The 18,022-nt window shown below is 62.2% G+C and carries 18 protein-coding genes and 3 pseudogenes; 10 read left to right on the top strand and 11 right to left on the bottom strand.

What is annotated here, in order from left to right:
• Positions 1-53 precede the first annotated feature (53 nt).
• Together AC1DYK_RS16315 and AC1DYK_RS16310 are read left to right on the top strand one after the other, a co-directional pair.
• Positions 54-551: pseudogene (locus tag AC1DYK_RS16315) on the top strand (LysR family transcriptional regulator); the annotation flags it as partial.
• 26 nt (positions 552-577) lie between these two features.
• Complete coding sequence (locus tag AC1DYK_RS16310; RefSeq protein ID WP_478167270.1) at positions 578-964, top strand: LysR substrate-binding domain-containing protein; 387 nt, start codon at positions 578-580, stop codon at positions 962-964.
• Here AC1DYK_RS16310 and AC1DYK_RS16305 read toward each other — a convergent pair.
• The 6 genes and pseudogenes from AC1DYK_RS16305 to AC1DYK_RS16280 all read right to left on the bottom strand — a co-directional run bounded on the left by AC1DYK_RS16305 (position 952) and on the right by AC1DYK_RS16280 (position 4,176).
• Positions 952-1,209 carry a hypothetical protein gene (locus AC1DYK_RS16305; protein ID WP_478167269.1) on the bottom strand — a complete coding sequence of 86 codons (258 nt, stop codon included), beginning with the start codon at positions 1,207-1,209 and terminating at the stop codon, positions 952-954. The genes AC1DYK_RS16310 and AC1DYK_RS16305 overlap by 13 nt on opposite strands.
• Before the next feature lie 72 nt (positions 1,210-1,281).
• Positions 1,282-1,533 (bottom strand): annotated as a pseudogene (locus AC1DYK_RS16300) (Tn3 family transposase); the annotation flags it as partial.
• An 85-nt stretch (positions 1,534-1,618) separates the two neighbouring features.
• Positions 1,619-1,813 (bottom strand): hypothetical protein, encoded by a 195-nt coding sequence (locus tag AC1DYK_RS16295; protein ID WP_478167268.1) that lies wholly within the window; start codon positions 1,811-1,813, stop codon positions 1,619-1,621.
• 242 nt (positions 1,814-2,055) lie between these two features.
• Positions 2,056-2,566, bottom strand: a pseudogene (locus tag AC1DYK_RS16290) (IS6 family transposase).
• 192 nt (positions 2,567-2,758) lie between these two features.
• Complete coding sequence (moaA, locus tag AC1DYK_RS16285) at positions 2,759-3,886, bottom strand: GTP 3',8-cyclase MoaA (RefSeq protein ID WP_478167267.1); 1,128 nt, start codon at positions 3,884-3,886, stop codon at positions 2,759-2,761.
• 29 nt (positions 3,887-3,915) lie between these two features.
• Positions 3,916-4,176, bottom strand: coding sequence for a hypothetical protein (locus AC1DYK_RS16280; protein WP_478167266.1), 261 nt, complete (start codon positions 4,174-4,176; stop codon positions 3,916-3,918).
• A gap of 141 nt (positions 4,177-4,317) precedes the next feature.
• On the opposite strand from AC1DYK_RS16280, the gene AC1DYK_RS16275 reads away from it, so the two are divergent.
• Positions 4,318-5,049, top strand: a complete 732-nt coding sequence (locus AC1DYK_RS16275; RefSeq protein WP_478167265.1) for a GntR family transcriptional regulator — start codon at positions 4,318-4,320, stop codon at positions 5,047-5,049.
• On the opposite strand, the gene AC1DYK_RS16270 is transcribed toward AC1DYK_RS16275, so the two are convergent.
• Genes AC1DYK_RS16270 through AC1DYK_RS16255 form a run of 4 tightly spaced genes read right to left on the bottom strand, consistent with a single transcriptional unit; the run spans position 5,034 to position 9,326 of the window.
• Positions 5,034-5,702: a nitroreductase family protein gene (locus tag AC1DYK_RS16270; RefSeq protein ID WP_478167264.1), complete on the bottom strand. Its 669-nt coding sequence runs from the start codon at positions 5,700-5,702 to the stop codon at positions 5,034-5,036. The genes AC1DYK_RS16275 and AC1DYK_RS16270 overlap by 16 nt on opposite strands.
• A gap of 9 nt (positions 5,703-5,711) precedes the next feature.
• Positions 5,712-7,031, bottom strand: coding sequence for an FAD-dependent oxidoreductase (locus tag AC1DYK_RS16265; RefSeq protein ID WP_478167263.1), 1,320 nt, complete (start codon positions 7,029-7,031; stop codon positions 5,712-5,714).
• Positions 7,032-7,039: 8 nt separating this feature from the next.
• The gene (locus AC1DYK_RS16260) at positions 7,040-7,345 is read right to left on the bottom strand and encodes a 4Fe-4S dicluster domain-containing protein (RefSeq protein ID WP_477650699.1); all 306 of its coding nucleotides are present in this window, start codon (positions 7,343-7,345) and stop codon (positions 7,040-7,042) included.
• A 22-nt stretch (positions 7,346-7,367) separates the two neighbouring features.
• Positions 7,368-9,326, bottom strand: coding sequence for a molybdopterin-containing oxidoreductase family protein (locus tag AC1DYK_RS16255; RefSeq protein ID WP_478167262.1), 1,959 nt, complete (start codon positions 9,324-9,326; stop codon positions 7,368-7,370).
• 341 nt (positions 9,327-9,667) lie between these two features.
• Here AC1DYK_RS16255 and AC1DYK_RS16250 point away from each other — a divergent pair, with 341 nt between their 5' ends.
• The 7 genes from AC1DYK_RS16250 (at position 9,668) to AC1DYK_RS16220 (ending at position 16,805) form a co-directional block, all read left to right on the top strand.
• Complete coding sequence (locus AC1DYK_RS16250) at positions 9,668-10,864, top strand: ABC transporter substrate-binding protein (RefSeq protein ID WP_478167261.1); 1,197 nt, start codon at positions 9,668-9,670, stop codon at positions 10,862-10,864.
• 8 nt (positions 10,865-10,872) lie between these two features.
• Positions 10,873-12,813: an ABC transporter permease gene (locus tag AC1DYK_RS16245; RefSeq protein WP_478158342.1), complete on the top strand. Its 1,941-nt coding sequence runs from the start codon at positions 10,873-10,875 to the stop codon at positions 12,811-12,813.
• Positions 12,810-13,589 carry an ABC transporter ATP-binding protein gene (locus AC1DYK_RS16240; RefSeq protein WP_477650624.1) on the top strand — a complete coding sequence of 260 codons (780 nt, stop codon included), beginning with the start codon at positions 12,810-12,812 and terminating at the stop codon, positions 13,587-13,589. The genes AC1DYK_RS16245 and AC1DYK_RS16240 overlap by 4 nt, the downstream gene beginning before the upstream one ends.
• Positions 13,586-14,302 carry an ABC transporter ATP-binding protein gene (locus AC1DYK_RS16235; protein ID WP_478167260.1) on the top strand — a complete coding sequence of 239 codons (717 nt, stop codon included), beginning with the start codon at positions 13,586-13,588 and terminating at the stop codon, positions 14,300-14,302. The genes AC1DYK_RS16240 and AC1DYK_RS16235 overlap by 4 nt, the downstream gene beginning before the upstream one ends.
• 4 nt (positions 14,303-14,306) lie before the next feature.
• Positions 14,307-15,503: an amidohydrolase family protein gene (locus AC1DYK_RS16230; protein ID WP_478167259.1), complete on the top strand. Its 1,197-nt coding sequence runs from the start codon at positions 14,307-14,309 to the stop codon at positions 15,501-15,503.
• Positions 15,504-15,526: 23 nt separating this feature from the next.
• Positions 15,527-15,970 (top strand): cupin domain-containing protein, encoded by a 444-nt coding sequence (locus tag AC1DYK_RS16225; RefSeq protein WP_478167258.1) that lies wholly within the window; start codon positions 15,527-15,529, stop codon positions 15,968-15,970.
• A gap of 229 nt (positions 15,971-16,199) precedes the next feature.
• Positions 16,200-16,805 carry a TetR/AcrR family transcriptional regulator gene (locus AC1DYK_RS16220; RefSeq protein WP_478167257.1) on the top strand — a complete coding sequence of 202 codons (606 nt, stop codon included), beginning with the start codon at positions 16,200-16,202 and terminating at the stop codon, positions 16,803-16,805.
• Between the two features lie 239 nt (positions 16,806-17,044).
• On the opposite strand, the gene AC1DYK_RS16215 is transcribed toward AC1DYK_RS16220, so the two are convergent.
• Positions 17,045-18,022, bottom strand: a 978-nt coding sequence (locus tag AC1DYK_RS16215) for an IS5 family transposase (protein ID WP_478167256.1), incomplete at its 5' end; no start/stop codon positions are given.

Here is an 18,022-nt window from a genome sequence, read left to right as displayed (position 1 = left end):
AACGGATAGTTCAGTTATAAATAACCTATCAAACAGGTATATCGAACAAGATCATGCGACTCACGCTGCGGCAACTCCTCATCTTCACGGCGATTGCCGACGCCGGCAGCACGACGGCGGCAGGGCTGCGATTGGCGCTCTCGCAGTCCGCCACGAGTGGAGCGCTGAACGAACTGGAGAACCTGCTTGGCGCACAGCTGTTCGATCGGGTCGGCAAACGTCTGCTTCTCAACGACAACGGGCGATCCTTGCTGCCGCAGGCGAGGGCGCTGCTGGAGAGCGCGCAGGACATCGAAAGCCAGCTCGGCGGCGGCAGCGGGGCGGCCGGTCATGACGCGATGGCAACACGGTTGCGAATCGGGGCCAGCACCACCATTGGCAACTACCTTTTGCCGGCGCTGGTGGCCAGTTATCTGAGGGCATGGCCTGCCGCGGGCGTCGATGTGCAGATCGGCAATACGCGCGACGTGGCAGGGGCCGTGACCCGGCTGGAGGTCGACATGGGGCTGATCGAAGGCCCCTGCCGCGAAGCGGACGTTCGCGTGGTGCCCTGGCGCGAAGACGATCTGGTGATCGTGTGCGCGCCGATGCACCCCCTGGTGCAAAGCGGGGGCAGCGAGTGCCGCTCAAGGCACTGCGGCAGACGCGATGGCTGCTGCGCGAACCCGGCTCTGGCACGCGCGAAGCAACGGAGCAAGCGTTGCTGTCCCATCTGCATCACCTTGACGGCGAGATGCTCCCGGGCAGCACGGAGGCGATCAAGCAGGCCGCCGCAGAGGGCTTGGGTCTCGCCTGCCTCTCGCTTTGCGCAGTGCAAGACCTCTTGACCCTGGGCAGGCTGGTGGTGCTGGAGACCGCGCTGCCGCGCCTGACGCGTCGCCTATATCTGATCCATCATCGCCGTAAGCGATTTTCGGCCAACCTGCAGCGCTTTGTCACGCACTGCGTTGATCAGAACGCGTGACGAATGCCCAGGTCGTACCCTCGCGAGGCCCTGGCCTGGAAGGTGCCGCCCGAAACGAACGGCACGCTGCCAGCGAAGTAGTTGTCGGCAATCGTGGCCTCGCCGTAGGAAGTAGCAACGTCCAACGGGCCGTTGGCGTAGCCAAAGCGAGCGCCCCAGTATTGGCCCGCACGCGAGTTGTTCGGGACTTTCGGCGGCGTGAAGACGCCAGCGTCGTACTTGGGGTGATCTCGGTTTTCGTGCATTTTGTGGCGATGCCGAAATGGTGCGCCCGGTGGCCGCGTCTGACGTCGGCACCGTCACGATGAAACGGCGTGCTATTTGCGCGCGGCCTGTCGAGCAGCCGGTCCTTGCCTGATCAGCGCCTTCGCGTACCGCTGCACCGCGACGCTGAACGTGCCGCGGAAATTGATGTGCTCGAAGTGCACGGGTCCAAGCCGACGCAGCCATTCGTCCTCGACGTCCATGCCTTCCTTTCGCCAACGGTCGACCACGGCTTGCATGCGCGCGGTGTTCCAGGCGATCACGAAGTTGGTGAGGAGGGCATGCGCACCGGAGATAGACGCGATCGCCGACAATGCGCGGCTCGAAGGGGCGGCGTCGCCCACAGCTGCGGATGGCCGATCGGCACCACGTCGATGTGTCCGTTCAGGATCAGCGAGCGACTGGCAGCGCCATCTGACGGCCGTAGCGTGCACCGAACCAGGCCGCCCAGTAGCGCATGGCGGCGCGGTACGCCAGGCGCGTGTTGTCCGATTCGCCTTCGGCCATCAGGTCTTGCGCGGCTTCCTCGGCCATGCCAGAGAGCTGGCTGGGGTCGAGCAGCGCATGGTCACGCTTCAGCGGCATCAAGGCCCTGGGACAGCATGGGCGTGCACGTCGCGGGTACCGTCAACTCGTGGCAGATATACGAGATGGTTTATGAATCGCTACTCACGACCGACAAGGACATGAGGCTTCGTCCTGGGCTGGCTGAGAGCTGGAAACAGACGTCGCCGACCAGCTATACGCTCACGCTGCGCAGGGACGCGAAATGGGGCTCTGTCGCAATAGCAGCGCCGGCCTGAGCGAGCGTGGTTTCTCGGTGTCGCTCAGAAAGCCAGCAAATAAAACTGCGATGCCGCGGGCGAGGCTTGGCTTTGGGCGCGGTGGAGTTGGCCCTTCTTGATCATGCGCATCAACTCAATGCCGGCAATCAGGATACGTGCGCAGCGAAAGGACTTGAACCCCAGCATGGGACGCACGACACGTTTGATCGCGCGATGGTCCTGCTCCACGACGTTATTGAGGTATTTGCTCTGCCGCAGTTCGATGGCCACCCCGGCGTCATCGTTGACGCTCTGGATCGCGGTACAGATACTTCCACTGGCCGGCGACCTTGATATAGGTTTCGTCCATTCGCCAACTCGTGCCCACGCGGCGTTTGCGTCGCCGGAACACCGACGCCAGTATGGGCAGTATCTTGATCGCCCAGCGATGGACCGTGGCGTGATCGACAGATACGCCGCGCTCGGCCATCATCTCTTCAATGTGCCGCAGGCTCAGCGGATAGGCCGCGTACCATCGCACGCACACCAGCATCACCTCCAGCGGGTAATGCATCCGCTTGATCACCTTGCGCAAAGCCTCGATCACGTTTTCGTCCAGTCAACAGTTCCGCCTCAGCTTACCAACCTCGGCTTAGCGCGACAGAACCGTCGATGCTGCCCATGCGCGTGCCGCGTCCGCCGGCCAGCAGCAATCCCGTGATGTCGGCAGGCGCGATGGTCTGCGCGGGCATGGCGGGCGCCTGCATCATCCGCCGATGTAGCTCATCTCGACGCGGCGCGGCGCCTTGTCATCGGCGTGGCCGGTTTCGGCCGGGCCTTGTAGCGTGCGCAGCTCCGAGTAGCGGTCGGCGCGGCCCTGCCAGATGTGGCTGATGGCCGAGGAGATGTCGTCGTCGGTGGCCGCGCCGCGCAGCAGCGGGCGCAGGTCGTGGCCCGCGGTGGCGAACAGGCACAGGTAGAGCTTGCCTTCGGTCGACAGGCGCGCGCGGCTGCAGTCGTGGCAGAAGGCCTGGGTCACGCTGCTGATCACGCCGATCTCGCCGCCGCCGCCGGCATAGGCCCAGCGCTGCGCCGTCTCGCCGGGTATGGAGGGCTGCAGTGGCACCAGCGGAAATTCGGCGTGGATGCGCGCGATGACGTCGGCCGAGGGCAGCACTTCGTTCATGCGCCAGCCGTTGGTGGCGCCCACATCCATGTACTCGATGAATCGCAGCACCACTCCGGTGCCGCGGAAGTACCGCGCCATGCGTAGGATCTCCCGTTCGTTGGTGCCGCGCTTGACGACCATGTTGACCTTTAGCGGACCGAGGCCTGCGGCCTGCGCGGCCTCGATGCCCGCCAGCACGTCGGCGACCGGGAAGTCGACGTCGTTCATGCGGCGAAACACCGTATCGTCCAGCCCGTCCAGGCTGACGGTGACACGGCGTAGCCCCGCGGCCTTCAGCGCGGCCGCCTTGCGTGAGAGCAGCGAGCCGTTAGTGGTGAGGGTGAGGTCCAGGGGGGCGCCTTCCGCTGTGCGGATCTGAGCGAGCTGCTCCACCAGCAGCTCGATGTTCTTGCGCAGCAGCGGCTCGCCGCCGGTGAGCCGGATCTTGCGCACGCCCTGCTGCACGAATAGCCTGGCCGTGCGGGTGATCTCCTCAAAGCTCAGCAGTGCGTTATTCGGCAGGTAGACATGGTCCTTGTCAAATACCTCCTTGGGCATGCAGTAGCTGCAGCGGAAGTTGCAGCGGTCGGTGACGCTGATGCGCAAGTCGGTGAGCGGGCGGCCCAGGCGGTCCGACAACTGTGCGCCAGAATCCGGCCTGCTGGACGCCGCCACCTCAAGCGAAGGCACTGCGGCGGGCTGACTGAGCATCGGGATGACGCGCATTGATGATCGAGAACTGCCGGGATCAGGTTTCACGTCATCGGGATCCATTGCCAGCGTTCGGCTGCCAGTTTCTGGTCATAGCGTTTCCTGGCGTTCTTGTCGTGCAAGGTGTCTCTGGCATGCCGTAGGCTTTCTTCGCTCTCGCCGGTCGCCCACAGCCACAGCTGCCGGCGCCAGCCAACCTTGGGCAGGCCCGCGAGACGCTGCAAGTAGCCGTGCTCGATTTCATGTTCGCCCGCATCGAGCCCGATCTGGAGTAGTGCATAGTGGCTGAGGTGCAGTGAGGTCATGTGCTCTCCATCGCTCCCGAAAGGCATGAGGCAAGTCAGAATCAATCCATATTAGATCGGTCTGGTCCTGAAAATTCATATTCTGGATCCCATCATCGGTAAAATGGTGCGAATCAATCCAAATCAACCACCAAAGGCAGTATGGCTTTCTCGGCAGAAGAAAAACTGGTCGATCAGCTTGTAGACCAGATTCAGCACAAGATCTCCACAGGCGAATACCTCCCCGGCCAAAAGTTAAAGCAGGTGGCACTTGCAAACACTTTCCAAGTGAGTCGGACGCCCGTGAGGCAGGCGTTGTCCCAGCTCGCCGCTCGGGGAATCGTCGACCAGAGCCAGTCCGGAGCGGTAGTCAAGTCCCAGAGCTCCAAGGATGTAAGGGATATCTATCGCGTTCGCTCGGAGGTGGAGGGGTTGGCGGCACAGTTGGCTGCGCAATGGATCACGGACCAGCAGCTGATCGAGCTGAGGAAGATCCACGAGCGGTTTGTGCAAGCTGTCACGGATCTGAACCGCCTGCGAGCCGACAGTCCCGTGGATCACGCGGAAACGAGCGCCTACCAAGCGGCCCGTAAGGAATGGGTCACCACGAACAGCGAGTTCCACGCGATCATCTTTCAGGCGTCGTGCAACGCGTACTTGCAAAAGATCATTGCGGACCTCGAACTGGGCTCCTCGCGCGGTGTGATCGCCTCTTCCGCGCTTGGCATGTACAAGCACCGGATGGAGAGAAACATCGCGCACCACGACGCAATCCTCGCGGCACTGGAGGCGCGCGACGACATGGCCGCGCGGCAGGCAATGGCACTGCACGTCGTGGAGTCCGGTGAGTTCGTGGCCGCCTGGCTGGAGAACCAGGTTCACGCCCGATCCTGAGCGCCGGGGCGCTGCGGACATGGCCATTTGGACAGGATGGAGTGGGGGTGCCTGGCTTTCGGGGGAGTCCACCCCGAATTCAGTGTGCCTAGGACGATCCAGCCGACGAGATACTCGCCCTCCTTGCAGAAGGCGCGCGCAAGGCAGGGGCTGAGGACCTTGCGTCCGCTGAGCATCTTGCCCGCAAAGCCGAGGGCATGCGCTGCGTTCAAGAAGTTCGCGATCGCGCCGCCGACGGCCATCCACTGTTCGTGCGCCGGGATGGGTCGCTCGACGGAAAGGTTGGCAATCACTGCGATGGTCAAGGGCGCTCGCCGAGCGCGCTCCATCTCTAAGGCGGCAGCTTCGCTCGACGCGCCCTCCGCTCGGGCGGCCTCACCGAACAGGTCGGCCAGCAGATCGATTGAGTCGGATTCGACGACGATGAAGCGATAGGGCGTCAACGCACCGTGGTCCGGGGCGCGCAGGGCGGCCAGAGCCATGACCGTCAGATGCGCTTCGTTTGGAGCAGGAAACGCTAGGTGGCGGGGACCAGCCGAGCGCCGCGTGAGCAATGTTGTCAGGCTCGCTGGCACCGTTGGGAAGTCCTGATGCCCTAGCTCCGAAGCGTCGTGATCGGAAATCTCGAGATCGTGCGGGGTGGTTGGATGCATAGGGACCCTCTACTGCGCAGCTGCAAGTAACTCTTGGATGCGTGTGAATTTTTCACGGGGCTTGGATGCGACGAGGCCGGCCGCGATTTCGGCCTGGTCGATTCGAAGCCAGTCCTTGAAGTCAATGGTCGTTCGTCCGCACAAGTGCTCTCGCAAGGCCTGCACGCCTCCAACATCGCCGAGATGTTCCGCTGCCAGGTCTTCCACGACTCGGCGCGTCACGGCAACGCTGTCGGCACGATTTGTGCCGATCACACCGGATGGCCCGCGCTTGACCCACCCCGTTGCATAGAGGCGCGGGATCGCCTGCCCTTCGTCTCCCAATACTCTGTCTTGAAGTGTTGGTACCACGCCCCGCTCATGGTCGAACGGTAGGCCTAGGATGGCGCGGCCGCGGTAGCCCACCGCCTTGAAGAGAAGGCCGGCCGGAATCTGGCACTCTTCCCCCGTTCCCGTAATCCTGGACGGATCCGCTTCGCAGGCCTGGGTTTTTTCGAGCACCATTGAACTCATGCGCTGGGTACCCTCCACACGCACGGGCCGCTTGAAGAAATGGAAGTGGATCCGGCGGCGATGGCTGTCCACGGCGCTGTGCGCGAGCGAGTTGAGCCACGCGACGGTGGAGTTGGGCGGGTTTGGCTCGGCGAGATCCCATGCATCAAAATGAATCGAGCAGTCCTCGATCTGGGCCAACTCCCTCAGCTCGTTGGCGGAGAACTTGGCGTGCGAAGGGCCGCGTCGTCCGACGATATGGATATCCCGGATATTGCTTACGGCCAGCGCCTGCAGGGCGTGGTCCGCAATGTCGGAGGCGCCCAGTGCCTCGACCGGTTTGGCAAGAATGCGGGCGATATCAAGGGCAACGTTCCCGTTGCCGAGGATGACGGCAGCTTCCTGGCTCAGATCGAAGGCGTGGTCCCGGCAGTCCGGGTGGCCGTTGTACCATCCGACGAAGGCCGATGCCCCATGGCAGCCCCGCAAATCTTCCCCGACGATGCCGAGCGTGCGGTCGCCGTGCGCACCATGGGCGAAGATTACGGCGTGGAACATCTTGCGCAAGCTGTCCACACTGACGTCCCTACCGACCTCCACGTTGCCGAAGAAGTGCAGATGCGAAGATTGCGCGATGCGCTCGTACGCGGCGATGGTCGTCTTGAGCTTCTGGTGATCCGGTGCCACGCCGTAGCGCACCAGGCCGAAAGGGGCGGGAAGGCGCTCGATCAGTGCCACGTTGATGCCCAGCTTGAGCAGTGCCTCGGCTGCATAAAAGCCACTCGGGCCGGCGCCGACGATGGCGATCTCGGGAGGTGAGTTGAAGGTACTTTGCACGGACTGCCTCAGAAGCCGAGCGACGCGCGCTTTTCCCATGCGCCTGGCAAGGCCTCGGACTGCTCCGTGACGCTGGGGAGCATGGATGCGCGCTCGCGGTTGATGTCCAGCCAGTGCGACATCGGCGCGGGCAGGTCGTGTTCGAAATAGATGGCCTTGACGGGGCAGACTGGAACGCACGCGCCGCAATCCACGCATGTGTCCGAATCGACATACAGCATCTTCTCGTCGCCGTGGAAGCATGCCACGGGACACACCGCCACGCACTCTGCAAAGCGGCAGTTCTCACAGTTTTCAGTCACTACGACGGTCACTTCGGATCTCCAATTCGTGGGTTTAGGGGGTAGGGCTGGCGAGTTCGATGGCGACACGCGTATCGCCGTAAGCGGCCATTTCGCCGAAGTTACTCAGCACGTCTTCGGTCAGCACGTTCGCACCACCCCCGCGCTTGATCCAGGTTCCCACCGGCATCACCACCATCCCGGGGCCGACGCGTGCGTCGACATGTGCGGTCAATCGCAGCTGCCCGACCGCGGACCGGACGATGATCTCGTCCTTGTCCTTCACGCCGTATCGCTCGGCGGTGTCGGTGCCGATGCGCACGAAGGGACCCGGGTGCTCGGTGGAGGTCATCTGTGAGAGCAGCCATGTCTTGCTGAAGTTGGTTACGAAGGTGAGGGGATAGCCTTGCACTTCGCGTTGCTGCAACTCGATGTCGTCGATAAACTGGAATCGGCCTGACGGGGTCGCAAATTTCTTGTCCGCGAACGGCACCTGTGGTGCCGTCGGGCAGCGCACCGGCCCCTGCATGACGCGCTCGACGGACAGGCCTTGCGCCTCCATCGGCTTGAGCATGCGCTGCAGCCATTCGCGCGGCGAACCTGCCATCTCTTCGCCGATGCCAAGGCGCTTGGCCAACTCCTGGAAAATCCAGAGATCCGAGCGAGCCTCGCCGACCGGGGCGATGACCGGATTAACGCCGCCGATGATGTTGTGGCCCCAGGAGACCAGGATATCCTCCTCCTCCAGGAAGGTAGTGGTGGGCAGAAACAGGTCCGCGTAGTCCGACGTATCGTTCAGGAACATGTCCACAACAACCGTGAACTCCAGCCGGTCAAAGGCCTTCGCCACAAGGTTCGAGTTCGGCGACTGGTTGATCGGATTGCCGCCGTTGACGAACATCATGCGCACTGGCGGGTCCTGCGTATCGAGCAGACATTGGCCAAGCAGAGGCTCTGGGATGGCACGCGCCGCGGTGGCCCGATCCGCAGCCTCGACCTTCTTGTCGAAGTGGCGCTGGGTCTGGAACCCCAGGGTGGCGCCCCCCCCGGGAACACCGATGTAGCCGCACAGGGCGGCCAGGGCGTCCACACAGCGGAAGATCTCGGCGCTGTGCTTGTACTTGTTGAGGCCCCAGCCAAACAGGATCGCCGCAGGTCGCGCTGTCGCGTACTCGACGGCCAGGGTGCGCACTGCGACCTCCGACAGGCCGCAGGCTGCACACAGGTCGTGCATCGAATGCCGCTCCAAAAGCTGAAGATACGCCTCGACGTTGGTGCAGTGGTTCGCTATGAACTCCTTGTCTTCCAAGCCCGCTTCAAGGACGGCCTTTGCCATCGCCAAGGCCAGCTCGGCATCACGCGCCACGCGGGGTTGGACATGGGAGTCGCAGATCGTCGCGGACTCGCTGCGCACGGGGTCGACCAGGATGACCTTGCCACCCGCCGCGCGGACTTCCTTGAGCAGGGGCACGGTGTGTAGGTTGGTTGCCATGGGATTCCGTCCCCACAGAAGCACGAGTTTGCTGTTGACGAGATCCGACGGATCGTGACCAAGCCGTATGCCGAAGTCCATGGCTTGTCCGGCGCGCGCGGCCCCACTGCAAAGGGAGCCGCTGGTCGTCGTCACGCCACCCAGGAGATTCCAAAAACGACGGCTCAGATGCTTGGTTGCGCCCCATGAGCCGGTGCGCTGGTAGTGCATGAGAGAAAGGCTGCCGTCCTGTGCAATGAACCGGCGAATCCTGTCCGCGGCCAGTTCCAGTGCCTCCTCCCAGCCGATTCGTATCCACGCCCCCGCTCGATGGCCGCCCTCCCGACGCATGGGGTACAGCTGACGCTCCTCGCTGTAGACGCGTTCCGGGAACCTGTAGGTCTTGCCACACAGATAGCCACGCGTGAAGGGGTGCTCCGGATGGCCCTCGAGCTTCACGATCCGGCCGTCCTCGACTTGGGCGCGGATTCCGCAGCCGTCCGGGCAGTCAAGTGTGCAGGTGGTGTATATGGTTTGTCGCATAGAGCATCCTTAAATGTCTTTGTTGGATCCAGAAAAGAAAAAGCAAAACGCATGCCTGGCAATACTGGACCGCTTATGCGTATTTCAGGTCCATGTGGGTGCGATCGGCCTCTGGTCGGCACCAAAATGCAGCAAAAAGCCGAAGGTCAGCGCACAGAGTCGTGGCGTGCAGATGCAGGCTATGGCCCATTGCTCAGATAATGGATCCATAAGTTGCGCTTTTGTGCTTTTAGCAAGGGTTAACCCGTGAGTTAGTCCTTGGAGGTTAGGCGTAGACTGGCATGGAATCTGCAAATGGATCCATATCAATCGGTTATGCACTTTTTTGAAGGATCGGCATCATGAACTTCTTCTCACGGAGTTGGCTGGCCGCACTGGCCGTGGCGGTCGCTGGCGCATGTCATGCGCAGGGCGTCATCAAGATTGGTGAGGTCAACAGCTACAAGGTCACGCCCTCGTACCTCGATCACTACAAGCGCGGCTGGCAATTGGCACTGGACGAAATCAACGGCTCGGGAGGAGTGCTTGGCCGCAAGCTCGAGGTGATCTCGCGCGATGACAACGGCAACCCCGGCGATGCCGTTCGTGTGGCCGAAGAGCTGTACTCGCGTGAAGGCGTCCGCCTGTACTTCGGAGGCTTCCTTTCGAACGTGGCTGTGGCCCTAGCGGACTTCGCGAAAAACCGTCAGGTGCTCTATCTCTTTGGCGAGCCCGGCACTGACCGTGTGATCTGGTCCGAGGGCAATCGCTACGTCTACAGGCTGGGCCCATCCACCTATATGTCGGTCGCCATGCTGGCCAACGAGGCGGCCAAGCAGAACAAGAAGCGCTGGGCGCTCGTCTACCCCAATTACGAACTCGGGCAGTCTGCAGCCGCCACGTTCAAGAAGCTTCTGAAGAGCCAGCAACCAGACGTCGAATTCGTCGCGGAGCAGGCACCGCCGCTGGGCAAGGTAGATGCGGGTGCCATCGCGCAGGCGCTGCTCGATGCCAAGCCGGACGCAATCTTCAACGTCCTCTTCGGCGCGGACCTGGGCAGGTTCGTTCGCGAGGGCAACAGCCGCAAGCTGTTTGATTCGGTCCAGGTCTATTCCATGCTGACCGGCCGGCCAGAGTACCTGGATCCGCTCGGCGCCGAGGCGCCACAGGGCTGGATCGTGACAGGCTACCCCTGGTACTCCATCAACACGCCGGAGAGCAAGAAATTCGTGGAGGCGTACCGGAAGAAGTTCAACGACTTCCCGCGCCTGGGCTCGCTGGTCGGGTACTCGACGCTGCACGCGCTCGCGCAAGGCTTGCGCAAGGCCAGATCGGATGATCCTGAGGCCATCGTGACCGCTTTCAAGGGGTTAGGCGTCGACACGCCCATGGGGTCGGTAGTGATCCGCGCCCAGGACAACCAGTCGACCATGGGGGCCTATATCGGCAAGGTCGCATTGAAGGATGGCAAGGGCTACATGGTTGACTACCGCTACATCGACGGCGCGAGTGTCGTGCCGTCGGACAGCGAAGTTTCGAAGCTGCGTCCCGCCAAGTAGGCCTGGCCATGACCTTGCAGAGCCTTCTTCCTCAGCTGATCAATGGATTGGCCGACGCATCGGTGATCTTTCTTATCGCGTCGGGTTTATCACTGATCTTCGGCGTCACTCGCATCGTCAATTTCGCGCACGGCTCATTCTTCATGGTCGGCATCTACCTGGCTTACAGCCTGGTGACTGCCATCGGGGGCGGTGCGCTCGGCTTCTGGATCAGTACCCTGTTGGCGGCGCTGCTGGTGGGGCTCCTAGGTGCACTCGTTGAGCTGACCATCCTGCGCCGGATCTACAGCGCTCCGGAGCTGTTCCAACTGTTGGCCACGTTCGCCTTGGTGCTCATCATCAAGGATGCCGCGCTGTGGCTCTGGGGTGCTGACGAGTTGTTCGCGCCGCGAGCTCCTGGGCTGGAAGGCGCCGTGTCCATCTTGGGCACGCTCTTTCCCTCCTACGACATCTTCATGATCGCATTGGGACCGGCGCTGCTCGGTGCGCTTTGGCTCTTGTTCAAGCGCACCCGTTGGGGCGTGCTGGTGCGTGCCGCCACACAGGATCGAGAGATGGTGGGCGCGCTCGGCGTCAACCAGGGACGCCTGTTCACCGCGGTGTTTGCGTTGGGCTGCCTGCTGGCTGGCCTCGGCGGCGCCTTGCAAGGACCGCGCATGCCCGCCAACCTGGCACTCGACATGGACACCATTGGCACAGCATTCGCTGTGGTCGTGGTCGGCGGGATGGGATCCATCCCGGGCGCCTTTGTCGCTGCGCTCCTCATCTGCGAATTGAAGGCGCTGTGCATCGCGCTTGGCACGATCACCCTGTTCGGAGTTGCGCTGCCGGTGTTCAAATTCACCCTCGTAGTGGAGTTTGTCGTGATGGCGGTCGTCCTCGTGTTCCGCCCGCACGGCTTGCTGGGCAGGCCCTCCAGCACGAATTCGGTGGCAGCTGGTCAGGAGCCGGTCTTGCGCCCTGCCTCTGAGCGGATGCGCCGCGCCGCGATCGTTGCGGCAGTGGTCTTGCTTGCGCTGCCTGCGCTTGAACGCAGTTTCCCCTACCTGATGGTTCTTGGCGTCGACGTGCTGATCGCGATGCTGTTCGCGGCGAGCCTGCATTTCATCATGGGGCCAGGTGGCATGCACTCCTTTGGCCATGCGGCGTATTTCGGGCTGGGCGCCTATGTCGCAGCGGTGTTCGTGAAGTCGGCAGGTCTGGGCGTGATGACCGCGCTTCCTCTGGGCGTCCTCGGCGCGGCGGTCGGCGCGGTTGTCTTCGGTTGGTTCAGCGTCCGGCTCTCCGGCGTCTATCTGTCCATGCTGACCCTGGCGTTCGGACAACTGGTCTGGGCCATCGCCTACCAATGGGATGCAGTAACTGGCGGAAGCAATGGGCTGATTGGTTTGCGGCCGCCGCAATGGCTGCGTTCGACCACTGCCTACTACTACTTTTCGCTCGCGCTCGCCTTAGGAGGTATCTGGTACATGCGACGGGCTCTGTTCTCGCCGTTCGGCTTCGCCGTGCGCGCCGTGCGTGACTCGGAGTTGCGCGCGGGCGCAATCGGGATCGATTGCAAGCGCGTGCAGTGGGCAGCCTTCGTTCTTGCCGGCACATTCGGCGGCTTGGCCGGGACGCTGTTCGCGTTCGCGAAGGGCAGTATCTCGCCAGAGGCCATCCACGTGGCCAAGTCCATTGACGGCTTGGTCATGGTGCTCCTGGGCGGCGTGCAGACCATCGCTGGACCCATTGTCGGTGCATCGGTCTTCGTCTGGCTGCAAGACACGGTGGCTCGCAGCACGGACTACTGGCGTGCGCTGCTGGGATTGATCATTCTCACATTGGTCATCGTGTTCCCAGCGGGGATTGTCGGCTCGTTGCAGGCGATGGTCGAGTCGTTCAGAACGTCCCGCTCGCGCAAGGGGCCTGTCGCAGAGCCGGTATCGGCCTTGGAGGTCAGGGCATGAGCTTGCTATCGGTACGCCATCTGAGCAAGCGTTTCGCGGGCGTGGCTGCGGTATGCAATGTGTCCTTCGAGGTGCAGGCAGGTGAGCTGCTAGCGCTAATCGGACCCAACGGCGCGGGCAAATCCACCTGCTTCAATATGCTCAATGGTCAGCTCAAGCCCGACAGCGGGCAAGTCATATTGGACGGGGTTGATGTCGTGGGCAAATCGCCAAGGCAGGTCTGGAACCATGGCGTCGGCCGCACGTTCCAGATCGCAGCGACGTTTGGTTCCATGACCGTCATGGAAAACGTACAGCTTGCACTGCATTCGCACAGGTCCAGCGTGTTCCATGCATGGCAGGCGATGTCGCACTCCTACAGACAAGAGGCTTTGTCGCTGCTGGAGCAGGTGGGTATGCAAGACCATGCGGACAGGCCTTGCAGCGTATTGGCCTATGGCGACGTCAAACGGGTGGAACTGGCGATTGCGTTGTCCAACAGGCCGAAACTGCTGTTGATGGACGAGCCCACCGCGGGCATGGGGCCGAAGGAGCGCAACGAACTGATTGCGCTGACCAAGCGCCTGGTGATCGAACAGAGGATCGGGGCGCTGTTCACCGAGCACAGCATGGATGTGGTGTTCGGCTATGCGGACCGGATGATTGTCCTGGCACGTGGCACGCTCATCGCGCAGGGCGACCCGCAGGCGGTCAGAGCAGATGCGCAGGTGCAGGAAGCTTACTTCGGCACCGGAAAGACGTTCACCAGCGAAGACTTGGACGGAGCCACAGCATGACGACGAAGACCCTGTTGGAGGTCAAGGCCCTGAACGCCTACTACGGTCGGGCGCAGATCCTCTTCGACATCGACCTGCAGGTCAACGCGGGCGAGGTTGTAGCCCTCATGGGCCGCAACGGCGCTGGAAAGTCCACGACCATGAAAAGCATCATGGCCCTGGTGCGCAGACGCAGCGGCTCCGTTGTCTTTCGGGGCCACGAGATCTCCATGCTCCAGTCGCACCAGATCTCCCGCCTGGGCCTGGGCTTCGTGCCGGAGGAGCGTCGCATCTTCAGTGAGCTGACCGTCATGGAGAACCTGACGGTGGGCGCTCAACTGCCCCGCGAAGGTATGCGCGCGTGGACGACGGCCGAACTCTTTGCGATGTTTCCGAACCTCGGGCAAATGCCGCAGCGTCCGGGCGGCCATATGAGCGGGGGCGAGCAGCAGATGCTCACCGTGGCGAGGACTCTGATGGGCAACCCCTATCTGGTCATGCTCGACGAGCCCTCCGAGGGCGTGGCGCCGGTGATTGTCGAGCAGATGGCGCACATGATTCAGCAACTCAAGCGGCAGGGCCTTAGCGTGCTCCTGTCGGAGCAGAACATCCACTTCGCAAACCTGGTCTCCGACCGTGCCTATGTGCTCGAGCGGGGCCAAGTTCGCTTCTCGGGCGACATGCGAGAGCTGATCGCTGACAAGCAAATTCGCAGCCAGTACCTTTCCCTTTAAGAACATGCACGATCAATCTCCATCCGCCCCCGCTGGAAAACTACTCATCAAGAACGTCGGCCTCATGCTGACGGGTGACCTGAACGACCCAATCAAGGACGCCGACGCCGTCTTTTGTGAAGATGGGATGATCGTCGAGATCGGCCGGCTCGGTGACTTGGACTGTGAGCAAGCCGACATGGTCATCGATGCCAATGGCTGCGCGCTCGCCCCGGGGCTGATCGACAGCCACGTGCATCCGGTTTTTGGCGACTGGACTCCCAGGCAAAACCAGATCGGCTGGATCGAATCGTTTATGAACGGCGGAGTCACCTCCATGATCTCGGCCGGCGAAGTTCATCTTCCGGGCAGGCCGCGCGATATCGTTGGCATCAAGGCGTTGGCCATCACCGCCCAGCGCGCCTACGCGAACAGCCGCCCCGGAGGCGTGAAGCTGCTCGCGGGTGCTCCGGTCATTGAACACGGCATGGTTGAAGAGGATTTCCGTGAACTCGCCGCGGCGGGTGTGACCCTGCTCGGCGAGATCGGGCTGGGATCGGTCAAGGACGGGCCGACCGCACGCAAGATGGTTGAGTGGTCACGCAAGTACGGGATTCAGTCCACCATCCATACCGGCGGGCCCTCCGTGCCCGGTTCCGGCTATGTCGACGCCGAGATGGTGTTGGAAGCCGATGCCGACATTATCGGCCACATCAACGGCGGTCACACCGCCCTGTCGACCAAGCAGATCCGCTGTCTGTGCGAGGGATGCGGCAGAGCGATCGAGATCGTTCACAACGGCAACGAGTTTGCCGCGCTGTTCGCCCTGCGTGCGGCCAAGGAACTGCGGCAGTTGGACCGTGTCATCCTGGGGACCGATTCTCCTGCAGGGTCCGGTGTGCAGCCCACAGGCATCCTGCGGCTGATCGCCATGCTATCGAGCATTGGCGAGGTGCCCGCCGAGCAGGCCATTTGCTTTGCGACCGGAAACACCGCGCGCATACGCAATCTCAACTGCGGCTTCGTTGAGGTCGGTCGCGCCGCCGACTTCGTCTTTCTCGACACTGCGCAGCATTCCTCCAAGTCCAACCTACTAGAGAGCATTGCCGCCGGCGACTTGCCCGGCGTTGGCATGGTAGTGATCGATGGCCTGGTCCGCTGTGGCCGCTCCCGCAACACGCCGCCCGCTGCGCGTATTCCCCAAATTCTGCAACACGCCTGAAGGCGATTATCCAAGGAGATGACATGTCCAATGAGGTTCAGCTTGATCTCAGCCAGCACAACCCCCCTGAATATCGGAATCCCGATTCGATGGACTGGGAGATGGGCCGCTTCAAGAACAAGACGAAGTTCCTGTTCCACACCAACGCGGACCGCCCTACGGAACCGAATGCGGGCTTCCTGCACTACGAGCCCGGTGCGGGCTTCCGCTTGCACAAGCACGATTTCGCCCAGGTCTGGTACGTGATCGACGGTGAGTTCAATATGGGCGGCAAGGTCTATGGGCCGGGGACCGTCGTATTCCATGGCGACCCCCACTACGAAGAGGCCATGACAACGGAAACGGGCGGCACGCTGTTCTTTGTTCAGTATCAGGGACCCACTACGGGCGCGCGCCCGGTTTACGAAGGTCGGATGAACGTCAAGGGCGAGGTCAAGGACGTCACCGCGACTGATCTCGAGCACTGACTTGAGCCGCGCCTGTCCTTTCGAAGCATGCCCGACGGGTGCTGCGGAGTTCGCTGCAAGAGGTGCGCGCCAGCGCGTGCGGCTCTCGCCCGCTTGCGGGCGAATGGAAGAGCAGAGGACGCACCCGTCTGCGCAGGCCGCATGGTCCCGAGGGCCTCGGCCATGCGGCGGTGAAAAGCCGTATGCCCCCCATGCCGCGATCCATGCACCGCCACCATCGAGTACCCGTATGACCGCCGTTGCCCCGCCACGCACCCGAAACAAGGAAAGAACCAAGGCTAGGCTGCTTGAGGCGGCAGTGGCTGAATTTGGACGATTGGGATTCGAGGACATCAAGATCGATGGCGTGGCCGAGTCCGTTGGCCTGAACAAGAAGCTCGTCTACTACTACTTTGACGATAAGGACGGTCTTTTCGAGGCGGCAAAAGCGCAGGTCATGTCCAACATCCGTCTTTGGGCTGACAACTCGGGATTGGAGCGGATGGAGCTGAATGGCTTGCTGCTATGTGCCCTCGACTTCTTTGCGGCTCATCCCAAGCTGACAAGATTTCTTGTCAGCAATTGGGAGAGGATTGCCGAACGACAAGGCTTGAGTGAGTGGGGGCTCTACGAGTGCTTTGCAAATCAAACGATGTCCAAAGGTGACTCGCCCATGAAACTCTTTCCCTCGTCGCTCTTACTTGCCACTTTGCAGCTATCAACCATGGAGTATCTGGTGCGCTCAGAAAACGAAATCGCGAACCGGCCGATCCGACTGAGGATGGCGGCTTTGTTTTTGGGCTCGTTGTATGACTGCTTGCATCTGCCATCACGACATCGAATCGAACATTGTTAGGACATCGATCATGAGAACTCTTCTACGACCCTCGAGGGCACTTGCAGCTCGGTTGGGACAACGATTCAGGCGCTCGCTGGCGCTACCGCTCGTTGCTTCCTAGGGAGATGCTGATCAATGAACAGCGCCGTCGGATCTGAGGGCATCACGACGCGATGCGGTCGTGACTGTGGTCGACTTCGCGCCGTGAGGTCTGCCCACCAGGCGTTTTGCGCCTCTTGCGAGGCCACTTTCGGTGCTCAAGACGCACCTCGGCCTGCGACGCGCAGGAGCGACCTCTTGGCAATGACCAGATTGGCCAGCCCGAACAGGCTGAACAACTGCGCTTCATTCTTGGCCAGGCCCTTGTAGCGAGTCTTCTTGTGACGAAACAGATTCTTGATCACGTGGAATGGGTGTTCGACCTTGGCCCTGATGCTCGCCTTCAACTGCTCGGCCTTCTCAAGCAGGCGCGCCCACTTGCGTGTCGGGTCCAGTTGCCGGCGCTTTCCCGGTTGCATCGCCACGTGCCACTTCGGGCCCTGCGCTTCTGCACGCTTGTCGACACCCCGGTAGCCAGCATCACCGAATGCCGCGGTCTCCTCGCCGTGCAGCAGCGCGCCGGCCCGGGTCACGTCGTTGACGTTGGCCGCCGTCGCAACCACCGTGTGCACGAGCCCCGACTCGGCATCAACTCCAATGTGCGCCTTCATTCCAAAGTGCCAGGCGTTGCCCTTCTTGGTCTGATGCATCTCGGGATCGCGCGTGTTGCCCTCATTCTTGGTCGAACTCGGCGCGGCGATGATGGTCGCATCCACGATGGTTCCCGCGCGCATCAGAAGCCCTTGCTCCGCAAGATGGGCGTTGATCTCCTCGAACAGCGCCTTGGTGAGGTCGTTGTCCAGCAGCAGTCGCCTGAACTTCAGCAGCGTCGTGGCATCGGGCACCGACTCGCGCGACAGGTCGATGCCCACGAAGTCGCGCAGCGCCTGGCTGTCGTACAGCGCATCTTCAAGCGCCTCGTCGGCCAGGCCGTACCACTGCTGGAGGCAGTACATGCGCAACATCCTGGGGACGCCGATCGGCTGGCGGCCGACCCGGCCGCTCGTGGGATACAGCGGCTCGATCACGCCGATCAAGCGCGCCCAAGGCACGACGCGCTCCATGTCGGCCAGGAACTTCTCCCGCCGCGTGCGCTTCTTCTTCAATGCGTACTCGGCGCTGGCAAAGCTGCGTTG

The organism is Variovorax sp. P2_H12, assembly GCF_056403395.1.
The sequence above is the reverse complement of the archived record's forward strand: the minus strand, read 5'-3'. Positions and strand labels throughout refer to the sequence as shown.

Coding starts and splice junctions, on each gene's coding strand:
- AC1DYK_RS16305 (WP_478167269.1), bottom strand. CDS start 1,209: ATGCACGAAAACCGAGATCACCCCAAGTACGACGCTGGCGTCTTCACG.
- AC1DYK_RS16295 (WP_478167268.1), bottom strand. CDS start 1,813: ATGCCGCTGAAGCGTGACCATGCGCTGCTCGACCCCAGCCAGCTCTCT.
- moaA (WP_478167267.1), bottom strand. CDS start 3,886: ATGCGCGTCATCCCGATGCTCAGTCAGCCCGCCGCAGTGCCTTCGCTT.
- AC1DYK_RS16280 (WP_478167266.1), bottom strand. CDS start 4,176: ATGACCTCACTGCACCTCAGCCACTATGCACTACTCCAGATCGGGCTC.
- AC1DYK_RS16275 (WP_478167265.1), top strand. CDS start 4,318: ATGGCTTTCTCGGCAGAAGAAAAACTGGTCGATCAGCTTGTAGACCAG.
- AC1DYK_RS16270 (WP_478167264.1), bottom strand. CDS start 5,702: ATGCATCCAACCACCCCGCACGATCTCGAGATTTCCGATCACGACGCT.
- AC1DYK_RS16255 (WP_478167262.1), bottom strand. CDS start 9,326: ATGCGACAAACCATATACACCACCTGCACACTTGACTGCCCGGACGGC.
- AC1DYK_RS16250 (WP_478167261.1), top strand. CDS start 9,668: ATGAACTTCTTCTCACGGAGTTGGCTGGCCGCACTGGCCGTGGCGGTC.
- AC1DYK_RS16245 (WP_478158342.1), top strand. CDS start 10,873: ATGACCTTGCAGAGCCTTCTTCCTCAGCTGATCAATGGATTGGCCGAC.
- AC1DYK_RS16240 (WP_477650624.1), top strand. CDS start 12,810: ATGAGCTTGCTATCGGTACGCCATCTGAGCAAGCGTTTCGCGGGCGTG.
- AC1DYK_RS16235 (WP_478167260.1), top strand. CDS start 13,586: ATGACGACGAAGACCCTGTTGGAGGTCAAGGCCCTGAACGCCTACTAC.
- AC1DYK_RS16230 (WP_478167259.1), top strand. CDS start 14,307: ATGCACGATCAATCTCCATCCGCCCCCGCTGGAAAACTACTCATCAAG.
- AC1DYK_RS16225 (WP_478167258.1), top strand. CDS start 15,527: ATGTCCAATGAGGTTCAGCTTGATCTCAGCCAGCACAACCCCCCTGAA.
- AC1DYK_RS16220 (WP_478167257.1), top strand. CDS start 16,200: ATGACCGCCGTTGCCCCGCCACGCACCCGAAACAAGGAAAGAACCAAG.